A 17,328-nucleotide genomic window follows, 5' to 3' on the forward strand; every position below is an offset into this window, starting at 1 on the left:
AGGTGCATTTCCGGCACAGGCGGAAAGGGTCCGCAACTGCTCCTCGGGGACCGGAGGATCCATCATGCGCGTAATACGCGTCGTCTCGGCCGCACTGCTGGGGCTCAGCGCCCTCGCCTTCTCCGCACCGGCCGCCGTCGCCAGCGGCGGTGCCCTCCACTCCTACGGCGGCGGCGACAGCCGCTCCTACGGGGGCGGAGGCGGTGACGAGGACCGCTCCGGCGGAGGCGGCCGCTCCTACGGCGGCGGAGGCGGCTACGGCCGCTCCGACGACGGAGATGACGACGAGGGCCGTTCCGGCGGTCGCGGCGGACACAGGCCGGAGCACCTCCATCATGGCGTCCGAGCGGGCGAGGGCGGGACCATCGCCGGTTTCGACCTCAAGGAGGTCGGAATGGGCACCGCGCTCATCGCCGGCTCGGTCGGCGCGGCGTACTACCTCTCCCGTCGCCGTACCGGCGAGGAAGGGAGCACCGCCTGACGGCGCTCCCTTCCTCGGCACAGGACTTCGCCCCGGACCTCTCCAGGTCCGGGGCGAAGTCCTTGCGACATACGGAGGGATCCGGCCTCCGCGCGGGCGGAGACCGGATCCCGGGGACTGCGGCGGGTGCCGTCAGAGACCCTTGTCGGTGCGCCGGTGGCGCAGCCAGAACACGCCGCCGCCGACGGCGCCCGCGGTCAGCAGCCCGCCGCCGATGGCCATGTCGGCCGGTGCGGCACCGGTGATGGTGCCGCCGCCGACGCCGCCCCGGACCCCGCCGGCGACGGTGAAGGCCCCTGGGCGGATCAGCCTCCGGCCGTCGCACTCGGTCGTGACGTCGTACCTCCCGGGGTGGACGTTCTCGCGGATGATCGCGATGCCCCTCGCTCTCTCGCCGGCGGCGTTGACCGGCCGCAGCGGCGTCCTCGGGAAGGCGTGCGACTCCATGACACCGCCGTTGCGGCAGCCTTCGACCGTGACCGCCAGCTGCCCGCCGCGGGCGATCACGCCGGGGATGGCCACGATGTTGCGGATGCCGCCCGGGCCGCGGCCGAAATCACCGCCAGGACCAAAGTCCGGGCCGAAGCCCGGGCCGAAGCCGCCTCGGCCACCACCGAATTCGCCGAACTCGCCGAACCCGCCACCCGGGCCCCGCCCGTGCTCGTGGAAACGCCGCCCGTGCTCGTTGAACTCGCCGAACCCGCCACCCGGGCCCCGCCCGTGCTCGTGGAAACGCCGCCCGTGCTCGTTGAACTCGCCGAATCCGCCGCCCGGGCCGCGCCCCCGGCCCTCGCCGCCGAACCCGCCCACCCCGCCGAACCCGCCCACCCCGCCGTAGCCGGGACCGACGCCCGGCCCCACTCCGGGCCCGACCCCAGGACCCACTCCGGGCCCGACCCCAGGTCCTACTCCGGGCCCCACCCCGGGACCCACCCCAGGTCCTACTCCGGGCCCCACCCCAGGTCCTACTCCGGGCCCCACCCCCGGACCCACCCCCGGGCCCACTCCAGGCCCCACCCCCGGCCCTACCCCCGGACCCACTCCAGGCCCGCCCCCCTGGCCCGCTCCGGGCCCCACCCCCACCCCGCCGTCCCGGGTGATCCCCGGCAGAACGCCGCCCTTCGCCACGGCCGCCGGGGCGGCGAGCCCGACGGTGGCGACCGCCGCGGCCAGCACCGCCAAGGGCGCCGAGAGGGTACGAGCAGTACGCATGTGATCCTCCCGGAAGGCGCCCCGGGGACCCGTACCCGGACGATCGGCGCGACAGCACCTCCCGGAAAAACCCTCGGATGCCCTGCGCGGATACGCATTTCGGCGCTCGCCCGTCCTGGTGAGCGAACACCGCGAAAAAATCACCCCGTTGAATGTCCCCGCAGGTCACGGTCAGTCAGGAATGACCCGTACGGCGCGGCTCGGATGGCGCACAAGAAAGGAGCGGGACACCCGTTCGTGTCCACCCCGTCGCCGGTCATGCGCTCCGCGCTTAGCGTTCTTGTATGCGCGAATGACACGGCGACGGCCGCGTCGGGAAGGGATGGTGAATGTCTGTGAGCGAGCGGTCCGCCGAGGAGGAGCGGGAGACACGGAAGAAGCGCCCACCATGGGGCGTGATAGCGCTCGTTCTGCTGACCGGACTCGCCCTCATCCGCAACGGTTCGGGGGAGTTCGACGTCGGCCCGCCGCAACCCGCGACGGCGGCCGCGCCCGACGCGAGCCGTACGCCGGGCTCCTTGACCACGGGCCCTGTCCCTCAGGCCCTGTCCCGCTCGGTGCCCGACCGGATCAGGATCCCCGTGATCCAGGTCGACGCGCCCGTGACACCGGTCGGTGTGGACGCGGACGGCTGGGTCGCCGCGCCGCCGCCGGAGAACCCGAATCTGGCCGGCTGGTTCAACGGTGCGGTCACGCCGGGAGAAAAGGGGACCGCCGTCATCGACGGCCATGTAGACAACTCGGCGGGTCCCGCGGTGTTCTACGGACTCGGCGCCGTGAAGAAGGGGAACCACGTCGAAATCCACCGGCAGGACGGAAAAACCGCCGTATTCGAGGTGTACGGCGTCGAGGTGTTCGCGAAGAACGACTTTCCCGGCGACCGCGTGTACGGCTCGAAGGGCACGCCGGAGCTGCGGGTCATCACCTGCGGCGGCGGTTACAACGAGGCGACCGGATATCAGGGAAACGTCGTCGTCTTCGCCCGCCTGGCCGGGGTCGGCTGAGCGGACCCCGGCCGGGCGGGAACCGGTCAGGTGTAGGTCCGGCGCGGCACGGTGAAGTGGTAGCCCTCGTCCAGCAGTTTCGGAAGGTACGTGCGCAGCGCGCGGACGGTCTGGGTGCGCTCGCCCCCGGCGTCGTGGGAGAGCACCACGACCCCGGAGCCCGCTCCGTGCTCGACGCGCTCGACGATGGTGCCGGTGCCCGGGGTGGTCCAGTCGAGGCTGTCGACCGTCCAGGCCAGCGGTTCCATGCCCAGCTCGGCCTCCACCTGGAAGACCGTCCGGTTCCAGGCGCCGTAGGGGGCGCGGAACCACTGGGGCCGCTGCCCGTACGCCTTCTCGATGACGTCGCAGGTGCTCTCCAGCTCCGAGCGGACCTGACGTCGGGTGCGCTCGGTGAGCAGCGGGTGGGTCCAGGTGTGGTTGCCGACGGCGTGGCCCTCGTCGGCCATCCGGGCCAGCAGGTCCCGGTTCCAGTCGGCCATCTCGCCGCACACGAAGAAGGTCGCCCGGACGTCGTACTTCGCGAGGGTGTCCAGGATGTGCGGGGTGTAGTCGGGGTTGGGGCCGTCGTCGAACGTCAGCAGCATGGTGCGGCCGCGGCCGGACATGCGCAGGATCGGCGCGCGCCGTACGGGGATGGTCAGGGGCTCGTGCGACCGGCCGTCACCGGCCATGGGCAGGAGGCGGTAGACGGAGGGGTTGAGGACGCGGCGCGCCTGGGGGCCCGCGGCAGGAGCGGGCCCGGAGGAGCCGGAGAGCAGCAGACCGGCCGTGCCGGCCGCTCCCGCCGCCCCGAGAGCGGCGGCCCCGGCGAGCAACGCCCGGCGCCGCGTGAGCAACTGATCCTTCTGCATGACTCAACAGTGACCGGCCCGCCACTCCTCCACGGGTAGGGCGGCACGAAAGCACCCGCCCGGCCCAGTGCCCCCGGTCGGCGGCGCGGCGGCCTCAGCGGTGGCGCACGAGCGGGAACGGCAGCGTCTCGCGGATGGTCAGGCCGGTGAGGAACATGACCAGCCGGTCGACGCCGAGGCCGAGTCCGCCGGTGGGCGGCATGGCGTATTCGAGGGCGTCGAGGAAGTCCTCGTCCAGCTCCATCGCCTCCGGGTCTCCCCCTGCGGCGAGCAGGGACTGGGCGGTGAGGCGGCGGCGCTGTTCGACGGGGTCGGTGAGCTCGGAGTAGGCGGTGCCGAGTTCGGTGCCGAAGGCGACGAGGTCCCAGCGTTCGGCGAGCCGTGGGTCGGTGCGGTGCTGCCGGGTGAGCGGGGAGACGTCGGTCGGGAAGTCCTTGTAGAAGACGGGCGGTCCGGTCCGCTCCTCCACCAGCCGTTCGTACATCTCCAGGACGATCTCGCCGGGGGTGTCGTCGGCGGTGTACGGCACGCCGGCGCGGTCGCAGTGCCGGCGCAGTGCCGCCGGGTCGGTGCCGGGGCCGATCTCCTCCCCGAGCGCCTCGGAGATCGCGCCGTGCACGGTTTTGACCGGCCAGGGCCCGGAGATGTCGTACTCGGTGCCGTCCTTGTGGGCGATCGGACGGCCGAAGGCGGCGGTGGCGGCGCCCTGGATCAGTTCGCGGGTGAGGTCGAGCATCACGTCGTAGTCGGCGTACGCCTGGTAGGCCTCCAGCATCGTGAACTCGGGGTTGTGCTTGTGGGAGACGCCCTCGTTGCGGAAGGTGCGGCCCATTTCGAAGACCTTCTCCAGGCCGCCCACGCACAGGCGCTTGAGGTAGAGCTCGGGGGCGATGCGCAGGTACAGGTCGAGGTGGTAGGCGTTGATGTGGGTGGTGAAGGGGCGGGCGTTGGCGCCGCCGTGGATCCGCTGCAGCATCGGGGTCTCGACCTCGAGGAAGCCGCGGTCGAGCAGTCCCTGGCGCAGGGCCTGTACGGCGGTGGAGCGGACGCGGACGGTCTCGCGGGCCTCGGGGCTGGTGACCAGGTCGAGGTAGCGCATGCGCACCCTGGCCTCGGGGTCGGTCAGGCCCCGGCGTTTGTCGGGCAGGGGGCGCAGGCACTTGCCGAGCAGTCGCCAGGAGGTGACGAAGACCGTGGGTTCGCCCTTGTCGCTTCTCCCGGCCCGGCCGGTGGCGGTGATGTGGTCGCCGATGTCGGTGTCGGCGGTGAAGCGGTCCAGGGCGGCAGGTCCGGTCCGGTCGCGGGTGAGGGCGAGTTGGTGGTCGCCGGACCAGTCGCGCAGGACGACGAAGACGATGCCGCCGAAGTCGCGGACGAGCAGGATGCGACCGGCGACGGTGACCTGCTCGCCCTCGCGGATCTCGGCGAGGGTGCGGGTGCGGGCCTCGGCGCCCACCGGGTACGGGTCGGTGCCGGCCGCGCGCAGCCTCTCGAGCCTGGCATGCCGGACGCGGACCTGTTCGGGCAGGCCGGCCGGCGGCTCGCCGGGGCCGACGCGTTGCTCCTCGTCGAGGCCGAGCGCCGTCAGCGGGGGCAGGCCCTCGGTGGTGGCCGGCCGCGGTCCGGTCCCGGGGCGGCCCTTGCCCCGGAGCTTGCGCAGCGAGGGCACGGAGACGAAGCCCTCGGCGATGCCGGAGGCCAGGCCGATCCGGGCGAGGGAGGCGGTCTCGCCGTAGCAGAGGAAACGCGGGTACCACTCGGGACGGTACTTGGCGTTGGACCGGTACAGGGCCTCCAGTTGCCACCAGCGGGAGAAGAACAGCAGCAGGCGGCGCCACAGGCGCAGCACCGGTCCGGCCCCGATGCGGGCGCCCTCCTCGAACGCCGAGCGGAACACCGCGAAGTTCAGCGAGATGCGGCGCACGCCGAGTTTCGGGGCGGCCGCGCACAGTTCGGCGACCATGAACTCCATGACGCCGTTGGGTGCGGTGCGGTCGCGGCGCATCAGGTCCAGGGAGACGCCGTCGCGACCCCAGGGGACGAAGGAGAGCAGGGCGAGCAGCCGGCCCTGGGGGTCGAGGGCCTCGGCCAGGAGGCAGTCGCCGTCGGCGGGGTCGCCCAGGCGGTCCAGGGCCATGGAGAAGCCGCGTTCGGTCTCGGTGTCGCGCCAGGCGTCGGCCTTGTCGATCACCCCCTCCATCTCGGCGTCGGTGAGGGCCGCGTGCCGGCGGACGCGGCAGGTGGCGCCGGTGCGGCGGACGCGGTGCACGGCCTGCCGGGTCACGCGCATGTCCCGGCCGTCGAGGTCGAAGTCGGCGATGTGCACGATGGCCTCGTCGCCGAGCTGGAGGGCGCCGAGTCCGGCGCGGGCGTAGGTCGTGGCGCCCTCCTCGGAGGCGCCCATGACGGCGGGTGTCCAGGCGTAGCGGCGGGCCACGTCCAGCCAGGCGGCGATCGCATGCGGCCAGGCCTCGCGGTCGCCGACGGGGTCGCCGCTGGCCAGGCAGACGCCGGCCTCGACGCGGTAGGTGACGGCGGCCTTGCCGCTGGGCGAGAAGACGACGGCCTTGTCGCGGCGGGTGGCGAAGTAGCCGAGGGAGTCGTCCTCGCCGTAGGCCTTGAGCAGGGCGCGGATGCGTGGTTCCTCGTCGCCGTGCAGGGCCGCCTCCAGGCGCTGGGAGCGGAACAGTGTGGCGGCGGCGTTGAGCAGGGCGAGCGCGCCGAACAGGCCGAGCAGGAAGGTGACCGGGCGGGGTGGGCGGCCGTCGAAGTCGCGGGCGGAGACCAGTCCGCCCATGACCCGGTTGGCGGACCACGCCAGGTGCAGGTCGGGCGGCAGCGTGCCGGGGAAGAGCGCGACCAGGCCCCAGCCGACCAGGATCGCCGCCGCGAGCCCGGCGACGAGCACGGCGAGCGCCCGCCACCAGGAGCCGCGGCGGGAGGCGGCGTAGAACTCCCCTCTGGCCGCGATCAGCACGAGCAGCGCGAGGCCGCACAGGACGAGGGAGGGCACCGACTCGGCGTACTCGCCGACCGCCAGGCCGAGGCCGTCGCCGAGGATCACCAGGCCCAGGTAGGCGACGACCAGCCACCAGGCGACTTTCTTGCGGGCGGCGGTCGCGCCGGCCAGCAGGAAGAGGAAGACCGCGTAGGCGAGGTTGACGCTGACCGGGACCAGGAACAGGTCCAGGACGCGGACGACCGGGCGGAGCAGGACGCGCAGCGGGGCGATGAGATCGAGCAGCGCGCACAGCAGGCCCAGGGCGCCGAAGAAGGTGGCGAAGTCTTCCGGCACCTTGCCGAGGAACCGGTTCCGCTTCGGCGGCCGGGCGGGTTCGGCGGCGCCCCTGGGCGGGGCGGCGCCGGCGATGGTGGTCATGGCTCGGACTGGGTGGCGCTCATGGTTCCGACTCTAGGAACCCCGCGCGCGGGGCGCCCGTCGAGAGGGTCCCGTACGGGGGCGGGAAGCGGGGGTTCCGTTAGCCTCGCAGGCGTGACGGAACAGCACGGGCAGCACGAGCGGGACGAGCGGGACGAGCAGCGGGTGCACCGGTTCGAGCGGGGGACGGACGGGCCGAAGGTCATCGTCGTCGGTGTGGACGGCTCCGGCTCCTCGATGCGGGCCGCCGCGTATGCCGCCGGTCTCGCCCGGCGGCAGGGCGCGCTGCTCGCCGTGGTGTACGTGCAGCCGGCACTGACGGCGGGGGCGGCGCTGGGCGCGCCGGTGGTAGGGACGACCCACGAGATCGCCGAGGACCTCGTGCAGCAGATCCGGGAGGCGGCCGAGCGGCTGAAGGGGATATTCGAGGTCCGCTGGGAGTTCCACACGTTCCGCGGCGACCCGTACAACGGCCTGGTGAGGGCCGCCGACGAGCTGAAGGCGGACGCGGTGGTGGTGGGCGCCTCCGAGCAGGCCGGTCACCGGATCATCGGCTCGGTCGCGGTACGCCTGGTCAAGGCGGGACGATGGCCGGTGACGGTGGTGCCGTAGCCCAGTGGGGCGAACCGGCTGCCGCCCCTGCGCGGTCCGGTCGCGTACGAGGCGGTCTTCCGTGCCCGGCGGCGCTGAGCCATCATGATCCGCCGTCAGCCGTTTGCCGTATGCGAGAGGTGAGGCGCATGGCCGGGCTCCGGGCGGGTGAGGGCATTCTCCGCCGTAAACCCATCGAACACATCGAGGAGACGGAAGCAGGCGAGGGGCCGCGGCTGGAGCGGTCGCTGGGGCTGTGGCAGCTGACCGCGATCGGTGTGGGCGGCATCATCGGCGCCGGCATCTTCACCCTCGCCGGTACGGTGGCCAACGGCACGGCGGGTCCGGCGGTGCTGGTGTCCTTCCTCATCGCGGGCGTGGCCAGTGCGGCGGCCGCCCTGTCGTACGCCGAGTTCGCGGGCCTGATCCCGAAGGCGGGCTCGGCCTACACCTACGGCTACGCGGTGCTCGGCGAGTTCGCCGGCTGGTTCATCGGCTGGGACCTGCTGCTCGAGTACACGGCGATCGTGGCGGTGGTCGCGATCGGCATCTCCGGCTACTTCAGCTTCCTCGTCGAGGACATGGGCGCGCATCTGCCGGCCTGGATGCTGGGCGCGCCCGGCACCGGCCCCGGGCACAAGGTGGACCTGTTCGCGGCGATCCTGTGCCTGCTGATCGCCTGGCTGCTGACCCTCGGCATCCGCAGCGCGGCCCGTTTCGAGACCCTCGTGGTGGGGCTGAAGGTGCTGGTCGTACTGGTGGTGATCCTGGTCGGCGTCTTCCACATCAACACCGCCAACTACCACCCGTTCTTCCCCTACGGCGTCGGCGGGGCGTTCACCGGCGCGGCGACGGTGTTCTTCGCGGTCTTCGGCTACGACGCGATGTCGACGGCGGCCGAGGAGTCCAAGGACGCGCGGCGGCACATGCCGAAGGCGATCATCTACTCGCTGGCGATCGCCATGGTGCTGTACGTGGCGGCCTGTCTGGTGCTGACCGGCATGCAGAACTACAAGTACATCAACAAGGAGAGCGGCTTCTCGACCGCGTTCAAGTCGGTGGGGCTGAGCCGGCTGGCGGACCTGATCGCGGTGGGCGCGATCATCGGCATCCTCACCGTGATGTTCACATTCATGCTGGGCGTGACCCGGGTGTGGTTCTCCATGTCCCGGGATGGGCTGCTGCCCAAGTGGTTCGCGAAGACGCACCCCACGCGGCACGTGCCGACGCGCGTGACGTGGATCGTCGGGGTGGCGTCGGCCGCCATCGCCGGCTTCCTGCCGATCGCGGAGGCGGCCGAACTGACCAACATCGGCATCCTGCTGGCGTTCGTGGTGGTGTGCACGGCGGTGATCGTGCTGCGCTACCGGCAGCCGGACCTGCCGCGCGGTTTCCGTACCCCGTGGATGCCGTTCGTGCCGGCGCTGGGTGTGGTCTTCTCGCTCTGGCTGATCACGTTCCTGAAGTGGGAGACCTGGGTGCGGTTCGCCGTGTGGTTCCTGATCGGGTGCGTGATCTACTTCGGGTACTCGTACAAGCGCTCGGAGTTGGCCAGGCGTTAGCGGGGCGGGCGCCAGGCGCCGGCGGGCCGGGAGCGTACGGAGGATGTCCGTGACGATCTCGTTGAGGACCTCCGGTCGCTCCAGGTTCGGGTGGTGCGCGGTGCACTCGATCGTCACGGAGCGGCCGTCGGGGAATGCCCGGGTCGAGGCCGTCGATGCTGCGGTGCCACGCGGACCGGTTCCGGGTACTCGAGCACGGTGTCCATGGCGATGACGCCGCCCGTCGAGACGCCGGCGAGGGCCGAGGTCCGGGCGTCGAGGACACGGGGGCCGACCTGGTGGATCCGCTGTACCGGCGGGTGCAGCGCAAGGTCGAGCAGGGCGAGGCCGTGGAGGGGCTGTCCGTCGGCGTACGGGCCGTCCTCGACCTGCCGCACGAGCACGGGCCGACGACCGTCCCGCAGACGGGCCGCGCGCAGGCGATCAGCCGGCAGTCCGTGCAGCGCATGGTGGACGACGCGGCGGCGCGCGGCCTGGTGGAGAGCGTGCCGAACCCGGCCCGCCGGCGCCCGTCGCTGATCCGGCTCACGGACGCGGGCCGGGCCGCGATCACCGCGGTGCTCACCCATGAGCACCTGCTGCCGCGCCAGGTCGGGGGCGGCCCGACGGAGGCCGGCGCCCGGACGTGCCTGCTCGTGCCCGGCGAGATGCTCGCGCTCTTCGACCACGTGGACGTCGACCGACCGCCGTCACCGCCCCATCATCAGCCCGTCCTTCGCCGCGCCCCGGCTGAACACCACGGTTTGGATCCGGTCCTGTACGCCCTGCAGGTCGGCGCCCCCGGCGATGGCCTCGCCCACGTTCACCACCCGTCCGGCGTCCGCATCGAACACCTCGGGGACGAACTCGGCCCGGGCCACCTCCCAGCGCCCGCCCGGCCGGGCGGGCGGGGCGAAGGTGAAGCGGGCGAGGGTGCTCTGGCGGACGCGCGGATCCCGCAGGCCGCGTTCGTCGGCCGGCTGCCCGGCGACCTGGTCGCCCGCGCCGTAGACCACCCAGGTGCCGTTGACCTTCTCGTACGGCTGCGGAACGTGGGCGTGGGTCCCGAGGATCAGGTCGATGTCGGACCGGCCGCCGGTCTGCGACGCGGTGAGTCGCCGGGCCAGGGCGATCTGCTGTTCGTCGGGCGCCTCCTGCCAGGCCGGGCCCCAGTGCAGGGACACGACCACGACGTCGGCGCCCGCCGCGCGGGCGGCTCTCGCGTCGGCGACGATCCGGTCCCCGTCGATCAGGCGGACGGCCCACGGCTGCCCGGGCGGGAGCGGACTGTTCGAACCGGCGGTGTAGGCCAGGTGGGCGACCGTCGCGCCGCCTGCCCGCAGGAACGTGCCGCGCGCCTCGGTCTCACTGCGTGCCGATCCGGCGTGCCGCATCCCCGCGCGGTCGAGGGCGTCCAGGGTGTGCCGGACGCCGTCGGCGCCGGCGTCCAGGGTGTGTTCGGAGGCGGTCGAACAGCTGTCGTAGCCTGTCGCGGCGAGCGCCTGCGCCAGTTCGGGCGTGGACGTGTAGGGAGGAGCGCCGGCGTAGGGGGCGTTCGCGCCGAACACGGTGTCCAGGTGGCACAGCGCCAGATCGGCCCGGGAGACGACGGATCGCACGCCCTCGAACATCGGCCGGAAGTTGTAGCCCACGCCGCCCCCGTCGAAGCCGGCCCTGTCGACGACCGAAGAGTCCGGCAGGATGCCGCCGGAGGCGACGAGCGTGAACGCGCCGGGCACCGCGGAGCCGGGCTCCGCCGCGCCGGGCGCCGCCGCGGCGCGCGAGGCCGACGGGGCCGGGCGTCCGGGCAGAGCGTCCTGCTGTTCCCTGTGATGGTTCTGGCAGGCGGCGGCCGCGGCGAGGAGGGCCGTCACGGCCAGACCCACCTGCCGTCTGCGTGCGATCATCGGTTCACCCCACAGCGGTCGTATGGACAGACAAATGGGTACGAATCTGACGGCTCCCGCAAACGGGATCGGCGCGTCGTTGGCCCGTCCGGTGGACATCGAGGGGCTGACGACCGTTCGTCGAACCGTTCGTCGACGCGATCGACCGTCCGCCGCACAGCGGTGTGCGCGCCCTGTCCCCGCACGGCCCCCTGCGGTGCCATACGGCCATGACGGCCGGAACCACTCTCCCGCACGCCACGACGACCGCCGAGCACGAGCTCGCCGCCCTGCAGCGCGAGCACGGCCGGCCGCTGTTCGCGCTGCTGCTGCGCCTGTGCGACGGCGACCGCCAGCGCGCCGAGGACCTGCTGCAGGAGACGCTCGTACGGGCCTGGCAGCACCCCGAGGCGCTGCGCGCCGACGCCTTCGACTCCGTACGGCCCTGGCTGCTGACCGTCGCGCGCCGGCTCGCCATCGACGCGCGCCGGGCCCGGCAGGCGCGACCGCCGGAGGTCGGGGACGCCGACCTGGAGAACGCGCGGGTCATCGCCGACCACGCCGAGCGGGCCGCCGCGATGCTCGACGTACGGGAGGCTGTGAAGACACTCACTCCGGAGCACCGTGAAGTCCTGGTGCTGGTGTACTTCCGGGGGGCGAGTGTGGCGGAGGCAGCCGAAACGCTGGGGATTCCGCCCGGTACCGTGAAGTCCCGCGCGTTCTACGCGCTCCGCGCCCTGCGCCGGATGCTCCCGGGATACGCGGCCGACCTGCGGTGAAACCGACCACAGGGTCAAGCCTTTGCAAAGCGCCTTGCTGTGGACCTCCGTTGAGTAATCGGCTGTCCTCATCCGTGTTCCGGACGAGGCCCCAATCCGGGGCCGGGCCAGGAGCAGGCACTGGAGGAAGGCAGGAAGGGATGCAGCACAGAGGGCAAGAGAGCACCGACGGTCACGGCGGCGGTGAACTGGCCGTCCCCATGGCGTGGTTGTACGCCGAGTACATCGCGGACGAACTGCTGCGTACCGGCGACCTGATGCCGCCGACGTCCTTCGAGTTCCGCGCCGGGCGGGACGCGTTGGCGCTCACCGTCTTCCTCTCCGACACCGGCGGCGAGCTCTCCGGCATCCGGGTGGTCTCGCAGCTGGAGACCTGGCTGTCGCTGACCGCGTACGACCAGCCGTGGCAGGACTGGGTGTGCGAGCGGATGGCCGACCTCGCGGCCGACGCGCACGCCCGTGGGGTGCGCTCCCCCGACCTGGCGCTGGCCGAGGCGGCCTGGCGGTGGCTGGAGGAGACCGAGCTGCTCGCACCCGACCTGGACGCGGTGCCGGGCGGCACGGCGGGGACGGTCGGCGAGGACGAGGGACCGAAGGTGTGGACACCCGCCTGGCAGCTCGGACTGCCCCTCGGACATCTCGCCATCCATCTTTTTTAGATTCCGACCAATCCGCGGGCCCGGCCGCTCCGAACCTCTTGATTACGATTCGGTGCGTGTCTTGAGTGATTCGGCTGTCTGCTGCGTACGGGTGGGAGCAAGGAGTAACCCCACCCACACACATAGGCACGAGGATTCGGCATGAGGTCCCTGGAAAGGCATGGCGACGTCGGCGCGTACGCGCTCGGCGTGCTGGACGAGGCGGACGCCTTCCGCTTCGAGGACCACCTCATGGAGTGCCCTCGCTGCGCGGCGCACGTCACCGAGTTCGGACCGACGGCACGGCAGCTGATGCTGTACCGCAGGGCCACGCCGCGCTTCGTGCACCCCATGACCCAGCCCGGCCCCAGGCTGCTGGACCGGCTGGTCGGCGAAGTGGCGCGCAGGCGCCGGGCCGGACGGCGGCGTCTGCTGTACGGCCTGGCCGCCTCGGTGGTGCTCGCCGTGGGCGGTCCGGCGGTGATGGCCGTCGCCGGACACGGCGACGGGCCCGTCCAGGTGACGGCCACCGACGCGAGCACCGGCGTGTGGGCCGAGGTCAAAGCCGCGGACCGGGACTGGGGCAGCGACGTCGAGGTGCGGGTCAAGGACGGCTCCGGTCCCCGCTCCTGCCGGCTGGTCGTGTTCGGCCGGGACGGCTCGGAGCAGACGGTGACCAGCTGGAAGGTGTCGGCGCACGACAGCCGGGCGCACGGGATGGCCGGCGGCACGTCGATGCATCCGGGCGAGATCGACCACTTCGAGGTGCGCACGGCCCAGGGGCAGCACCTGGTGACCCTGAAGGCCCGCTGAGAGCCCCCCTCCTCTTCCGTTTCTCTTCCTGCCTACTTCTTCCCTCTCTTCCCTCTCCTCCCTCTCTTCCCTCTCTTCCTTTTCTCCCCTCTCTTCCCCTCTTCTCGCGCTGCTCGAGCGCCTTCGGCCGTCCGGCCGCGGCCGGACGCGGGCCAGGTGACCGGCCGGCCTCAGCCCCGCTCCTCCGGCACCACGAACTCGCACCACAGGCACTTGCCGCCGCCGCGCGCCTCCACGCCCCACACGTCGGTGAGCCGGTCCACGAGCAGCAGACCGCGCCCCGACACGCCCTGCTCCCCCGGCTCCCGGCGGCGCGGCAGGGTGCTGGCGGAGTCCTCCACCTCGACGCGCAGCCGCCGGTCGGTGCCACTGAGGACCCGCAGGGTCACGACCGCGGCGCCCTCGGTGTGCATCAGGGCGTTGGTGATCAGTTCATCGGCCACGAGTTCGATCTCGTACGAACGCTCCCGGGCGCCCCAGGACCGCACCGCGGTGCGGATCATGTGCCGGGCCCGGGTCAGGGCCTCGGGGTCGCCGGGGGCCACGTGCTGCTGGATCCGGCCGACGGGCTGCCGCTCCGCCAGCGCGCGGCGGCGCAGCACCAGCAGGGCCACGTCGTCGTCGCCGCCGCGCTCCTCGGCCAGGTCGATGAGCCGGTCGGCGAGCTCCCGTACGTCCTCGGGTCCGTCGGCGACGAACTCGGTGAGGGTCCGCATGCCGTCGTCGAGGTCGGCGCCGGGCTGTTCGACCAGGCCGTCGGTGCACAGCACCAGGGACTGCCCGGGGTCGAGCTCCATGGAGCTGACCGGGTACTCCAGACTGCCGAACTCGGCGGACAGGCCGAGCGGCATACCGCCGTCGACGGTGACCCGCCGGCAGCTGCCGGCGCTCAGCCGCACCAGCGGGTCGATGTGCCCGGCGCGGACCAGCTGGACGATGCCGGTGGACAGGTCGGCCTCCGCGTACAGGCAGGTGGCGAAGCGGTCGGTGTCGAGTTCGTGCAGGAAGACGGAGGAGCGGGCCATCACGGTGGCCGGTGCGTGGCCCTCGGCGGCGTAGGCGCGCAGCACGATACGCAGCTGGCCCATGACGGCGGCGGCGTGCGTGTCGTGGCCCTGCACGTCGCCGATGACGGCACCGACCCGGCCGCCGGGCAGCGGGATCAGGTCGTACCAGTCGCCGCCGATGTCCCGGCCGAGGGAGCCGCCCGCGTAGCCGGAGCGGTAGCGGACGGCTACGTCGGCGCCGGGCACGCTGGGAATGGTGCGCGGCAGCATGGCCTGCTGCAGGCCCTGGGCGAGGTCCTTCTCCTGCTCGTAGAGCACGGCCCGCTGCAGGCTCTGCGCGATGCTGCTGCCCAGGGCGACGAGGACGTTGCGCTCTTCCGGCGAGAAGCCGCGCCGATTGCTGTAGAGCAGGCCCATGCCGCCGATCGGACGGGCCTGGGCGATCAGCGGCAGATAGGCGGCGGAGGTGATCCTCAGGTCGGTGATGTGCGGCCACAGGATGGGGTAGCGCTCGGCGAAGTCCTCCGGGGACTCGATGAAGCGGGGGCTGAGGGTGCGTACGGCCTCGCTCATCGGGTAGGGCTCGTCGATCCGGGTGACGCCGGTGCCGGGCACCGAGGTGCCCTCGGGGCCTTCGGCGACGAGCCGGATCCGGCCGGCCTCGACCAGGCCGAGGACCAGGCTCTTGGCACCGAGGAGGGCCAGGCCGTGGGTGTCCTTGACGACGTCGATGACATCCTGGACGGTGCGCGCGTGGGCGAGGGCGGCGGTGGCGGTCTGCACGATGTTGGTCTGCTCGCGGCGGGCGGCGTCCTGGGCGGCCTTCTCGCGGCGGGCGGCGCTCTCGCTGAGCTCCTCGGTGGCGTCCCGGACGATCCCGATGATTCTGCGCGGGCGGCCCGTCTCGTCGCGGCGGATGTAGCCCTGGGTGTGGGTCCAGTGGAGACTCCCGTCGCCGCGGCGCAGGCGGACGTAGGCGCCGTAGTTCTCGCTGCCGTCCTTCATCGCCTGGGCGATCACCGCGTCCAGACGTTCGCTGTCGGACCGCGGCATCCGGTCGACGAGGGTCTCGGGGCGGCCGTCGTACTCCTCGGGAGTGACGTCGAAGATCTGGTGGGCCTGGGCGTCCATGTGGTACAGACCGCTGTCCAGGTCCCAGTCGAAGCTGCCCATGCGGTTGAGCGCCAGGATCGGGTCCGGGTGGGCCGGCCAGTCCTCCGGGAGTGACAGGGCGGGCGCTCCCTGTTCGGCCATGGGGACACCTTGCCAGGGTTTGTCGGATTCTTCGAGCCGGGGGTGGGGTAGCCGGGGGCCGTCACCATTATCTGTCTCACTCGTTTCCCCCTCGCTCGCCGGGAGCACCCGGATGAGCGAGGCGGACACGGACCGTGGCCGTGCTCCGGCGCCACACGTCAAGGAGAGGAGCGCACGGCGTGGGATGGTTCACCGCACCCGACTACTGGCTGAGCCGGCTGGTCTTCCAGCGGGCGCTGGCCGCGGTGTATCTCGTCGCGTTCCTGACGGCGGCCCTGCAGTTCCGGGCGCTGCTCGGCGAACGCGGCATGCTGCCGATCCCCCGTTTCGTCGAGCGGGTGCCGTTCCGGCTGGCGCCGAGCCTGTTCCATCTGCGCTACTCCGACCGGCTCTTCGCGGCGGTCGCGTGGACCGGGTGCGCGGTGTCGGCGGCGCTGGTCGCGGGGCTGGACTCGTGGCTGCCGCTGTGGGGCGGGATGCTGCTGTGGCTGGTGCCCTGGGCGCTGTACCTGTCGATCGTCAACGTCGGGCAGACCTGGTACGGCTTCGGCTGGGAGTCGCTGCTGCTGGAGACCGGGTTCCTGGCGGTCTTCCTCGGCAACGACGAGGTGGCTCCACCCGTCGTGGTGCTGTTCCTGCTGCGCTGGATCCTCTTCCGCGTCGAGTTCGGCGCCGGGCTGATCAAGATGCGCGGCGACACGTGCTGGCGGAAGCTGACGTGTCTGCACTACCACCACGAGACGCAGCCGATGCCGGGCCCGCTGAGCTGGTTCTTCCACCATCTGCCCGGGCCCCTGCACAAGGCCGAGGTGGCCGCCAACCACGTCACGCAACTGGCGGTGCCGTTCCTGCTGTTCACCCCGCAACCGATCGCCACGGCCGGGGCCGCGCTGATGATCGTCACCCAGTTGTGGCTGGTGCTGTCCGGGAACTTCTCCTGGCTGAACTGGATCACGATCGTGCTGGCGCTGTCGGCCGTCCGGTTCCCGGCGAGCCCGCCGTCCGTGCCGGCCGCGCCACTGTGGTACGAGGTCGTGGTGCTCGCCGTCGCCGCGCTGGCGGTGGTCCTCAGCTACCGCCCCGTGATGAACATGATCTCCCGCCGCCAGATCATGAACCGCTCCTTCGACCCGCTGCACCTGGTCAACACCTACGGCGCGTTCGGCAGCATCAGCCGTATCCGCTACGAGGTGGTGGTCGAGGGCACGCTGGCCGACACACCGCGCGAGGACGCCGACTGGCGGGAGTACGAGTTCCGGGGCAAGCCAGGTGACCCCCGGCACTGGCCGCGCCAGTTCGCGCCCTACCATCTGCGCCTGGACTGGATGATGTGGTTCGCGGCGCTGTCCCCCGCGTACGCCGGCGCCTGGTTCGGCGCGATGGTGGAACGGCTCCTGGAGAACGACCGCGACACCCTCAAACTGCTGCGCCGCTCCCCCTTCCCACCCGACGAGCCACCGCGCTACGTCCGCGCCCGCCTGTTCCGCTACCGCTACACCAGTTGGCAGGAACTGCGCGCGACGGGCGCCTGCTGGGACCGCACCTACGTACGGGATTTCCTGCCGCCGACCCGGCTGGCCGAGACCGCGCAGCGGTCGTGAACGGCCCGCTCACGTCACAGGCCGCACCCGCGGGGGCCGTGCCCTCGAGGATCGCCCCTTCGAAGGGAGCGAGGACCGAGGTCAGGTCGCGAGGACCGACGGCTCCGCGGAGATCCTCGCCCACGCCCCGCCTTCCACCGGGAGGTCGCGGCCGCCGCGGGCGACGGGACCATGACCGCGATCCACCGGGCCCTTGCCGCCTGCGCTCCCGGCGCGGCCCGAACGGCCGCGGCGGCACATGTGGGTGAAGTGGAGGAGCGGCCGCGGGCACAGCTGGGCCCGTAGCCC

The 17,328-nt window shown here is 72.4% G+C and carries 13 protein-coding genes and 2 pseudogenes; 10 read left to right on the forward strand and 5 right to left on the reverse strand.

Features of this window, described 5'->3' with window-relative positions:
* Positions 1-64 precede the first annotated feature (64 nt).
* Positions 65-481 (forward strand): hypothetical protein, encoded by a 417-nt coding sequence (locus ACX25U_RS03620; RefSeq protein WP_454388987.1) that lies wholly within the window; start codon positions 65-67, stop codon positions 479-481.
* A gap of 132 nt (positions 482-613) precedes the next feature.
* Here ACX25U_RS03620 and ACX25U_RS03625 read toward each other — a convergent pair whose 3' ends face one another.
* Positions 614-1,342, reverse strand: a complete 729-nt coding sequence (locus ACX25U_RS03625) for a hypothetical protein (protein WP_454388989.1) — start codon at positions 1,340-1,342, stop codon at positions 614-616.
* 680 nt (positions 1,343-2,022) lie between these two features.
* Here ACX25U_RS03625 and ACX25U_RS03630 point away from each other — a divergent pair.
* Positions 2,023-2,697 carry a class F sortase gene (locus tag ACX25U_RS03630; protein ID WP_454388990.1) on the forward strand — a complete coding sequence of 225 codons (675 nt, stop codon included), beginning with the start codon at positions 2,023-2,025 and terminating at the stop codon, positions 2,695-2,697.
* Positions 2,698-2,723: 26 nt separating this feature from the next.
* Here ACX25U_RS03630 and ACX25U_RS03635 read toward each other — a convergent pair whose 3' ends face one another.
* Positions 2,724-3,551 carry a polysaccharide deacetylase family protein gene (locus ACX25U_RS03635; RefSeq protein ID WP_454388992.1) on the reverse strand — a complete coding sequence of 276 codons (828 nt, stop codon included), beginning with the start codon at positions 3,549-3,551 and terminating at the stop codon, positions 2,724-2,726.
* A gap of 94 nt (positions 3,552-3,645) precedes the next feature.
* A complete protein-coding gene (gene lysX / locus ACX25U_RS03640; RefSeq protein ID WP_454388993.1) occupies positions 3,646-6,930 on the reverse strand; it encodes a bifunctional lysylphosphatidylglycerol synthetase/lysine--tRNA ligase LysX in 3,285 nt (1,094 codons plus the stop codon).
* 114 nt (positions 6,931-7,044) lie between these two features.
* Between lysX and ACX25U_RS03645 the strand changes: the two genes are divergently transcribed.
* The 3 genes and pseudogenes from ACX25U_RS03645 to ACX25U_RS03655 form a co-directional block, all read left to right on the forward strand.
* Entirely contained in the window at positions 7,045-7,542 is a 498-nt protein-coding gene (locus tag ACX25U_RS03645; protein WP_454388995.1) for a universal stress protein, read from the forward strand.
* 128 nt (positions 7,543-7,670) lie between these two features.
* On the forward strand, positions 7,671-9,083 hold the full coding sequence (locus tag ACX25U_RS03650; protein ID WP_454388997.1) for an amino acid permease: 1,413 nt from the start codon (positions 7,671-7,673) through the stop codon (positions 9,081-9,083).
* 155 nt (positions 9,084-9,238) lie between these two features.
* A pseudogene (locus ACX25U_RS03655) lies at positions 9,239-9,763 on the forward strand (MarR family winged helix-turn-helix transcriptional regulator); the annotation flags it as partial.
* A gap of 9 nt (positions 9,764-9,772) precedes the next feature.
* Here the strand turns inward: ACX25U_RS03655 and ACX25U_RS03660 are convergent.
* Entirely contained in the window at positions 9,773-10,969 is a 1,197-nt protein-coding gene (locus ACX25U_RS03660) for a CapA family protein (protein WP_454388999.1), read from the reverse strand.
* A gap of 209 nt (positions 10,970-11,178) precedes the next feature.
* Here ACX25U_RS03660 and ACX25U_RS03665 point away from each other — a divergent pair, with 209 nt between their 5' ends.
* The 3 genes from ACX25U_RS03665 (at position 11,179) to ACX25U_RS03675 (ending at position 13,178) form a co-directional block, all read left to right on the forward strand.
* Positions 11,179-11,727, forward strand: coding sequence for a sigma-70 family RNA polymerase sigma factor (locus ACX25U_RS03665; RefSeq protein WP_454389001.1), 549 nt, complete (start codon positions 11,179-11,181; stop codon positions 11,725-11,727).
* Positions 11,728-11,867: 140 nt separating this feature from the next.
* On the forward strand, positions 11,868-12,386 hold the full coding sequence (locus ACX25U_RS03670; protein ID WP_454389003.1) for a hypothetical protein: 519 nt from the start codon (positions 11,868-11,870) through the stop codon (positions 12,384-12,386).
* Between the two features lie 141 nt (positions 12,387-12,527).
* The gene (locus ACX25U_RS03675; protein ID WP_454389005.1) at positions 12,528-13,178 is read left to right on the forward strand and encodes a zf-HC2 domain-containing protein; all 651 of its coding nucleotides are present in this window, start codon (positions 12,528-12,530) and stop codon (positions 13,176-13,178) included.
* A 170-nt stretch (positions 13,179-13,348) separates the two neighbouring features.
* On the opposite strand, the gene ACX25U_RS03680 is transcribed toward ACX25U_RS03675, so the two are convergent.
* Entirely contained in the window at positions 13,349-15,439 is a 2,091-nt protein-coding gene (locus tag ACX25U_RS03680) for a SpoIIE family protein phosphatase (RefSeq protein ID WP_454389007.1), read from the reverse strand.
* Positions 15,440-15,618: 179 nt separating this feature from the next.
* Between ACX25U_RS03680 and ACX25U_RS03685 the strand changes: the two genes are divergently transcribed.
* On the forward strand, positions 15,619-17,040 hold the full coding sequence (locus tag ACX25U_RS03685) for a lipase maturation factor family protein (protein ID WP_454389009.1): 1,422 nt from the start codon (positions 15,619-15,621) through the stop codon (positions 17,038-17,040).
* Positions 17,041-17,134: 94 nt separating this feature from the next.
* Positions 17,135-17,325 (forward strand): annotated as a pseudogene (locus ACX25U_RS03690) (GntR family transcriptional regulator); the annotation flags it as partial.
* Between the last annotated feature and the right edge of the window lie 3 nt (positions 17,326-17,328).

Source organism: Streptomyces sp. JNUCC 63 (genome assembly GCF_054366325.1).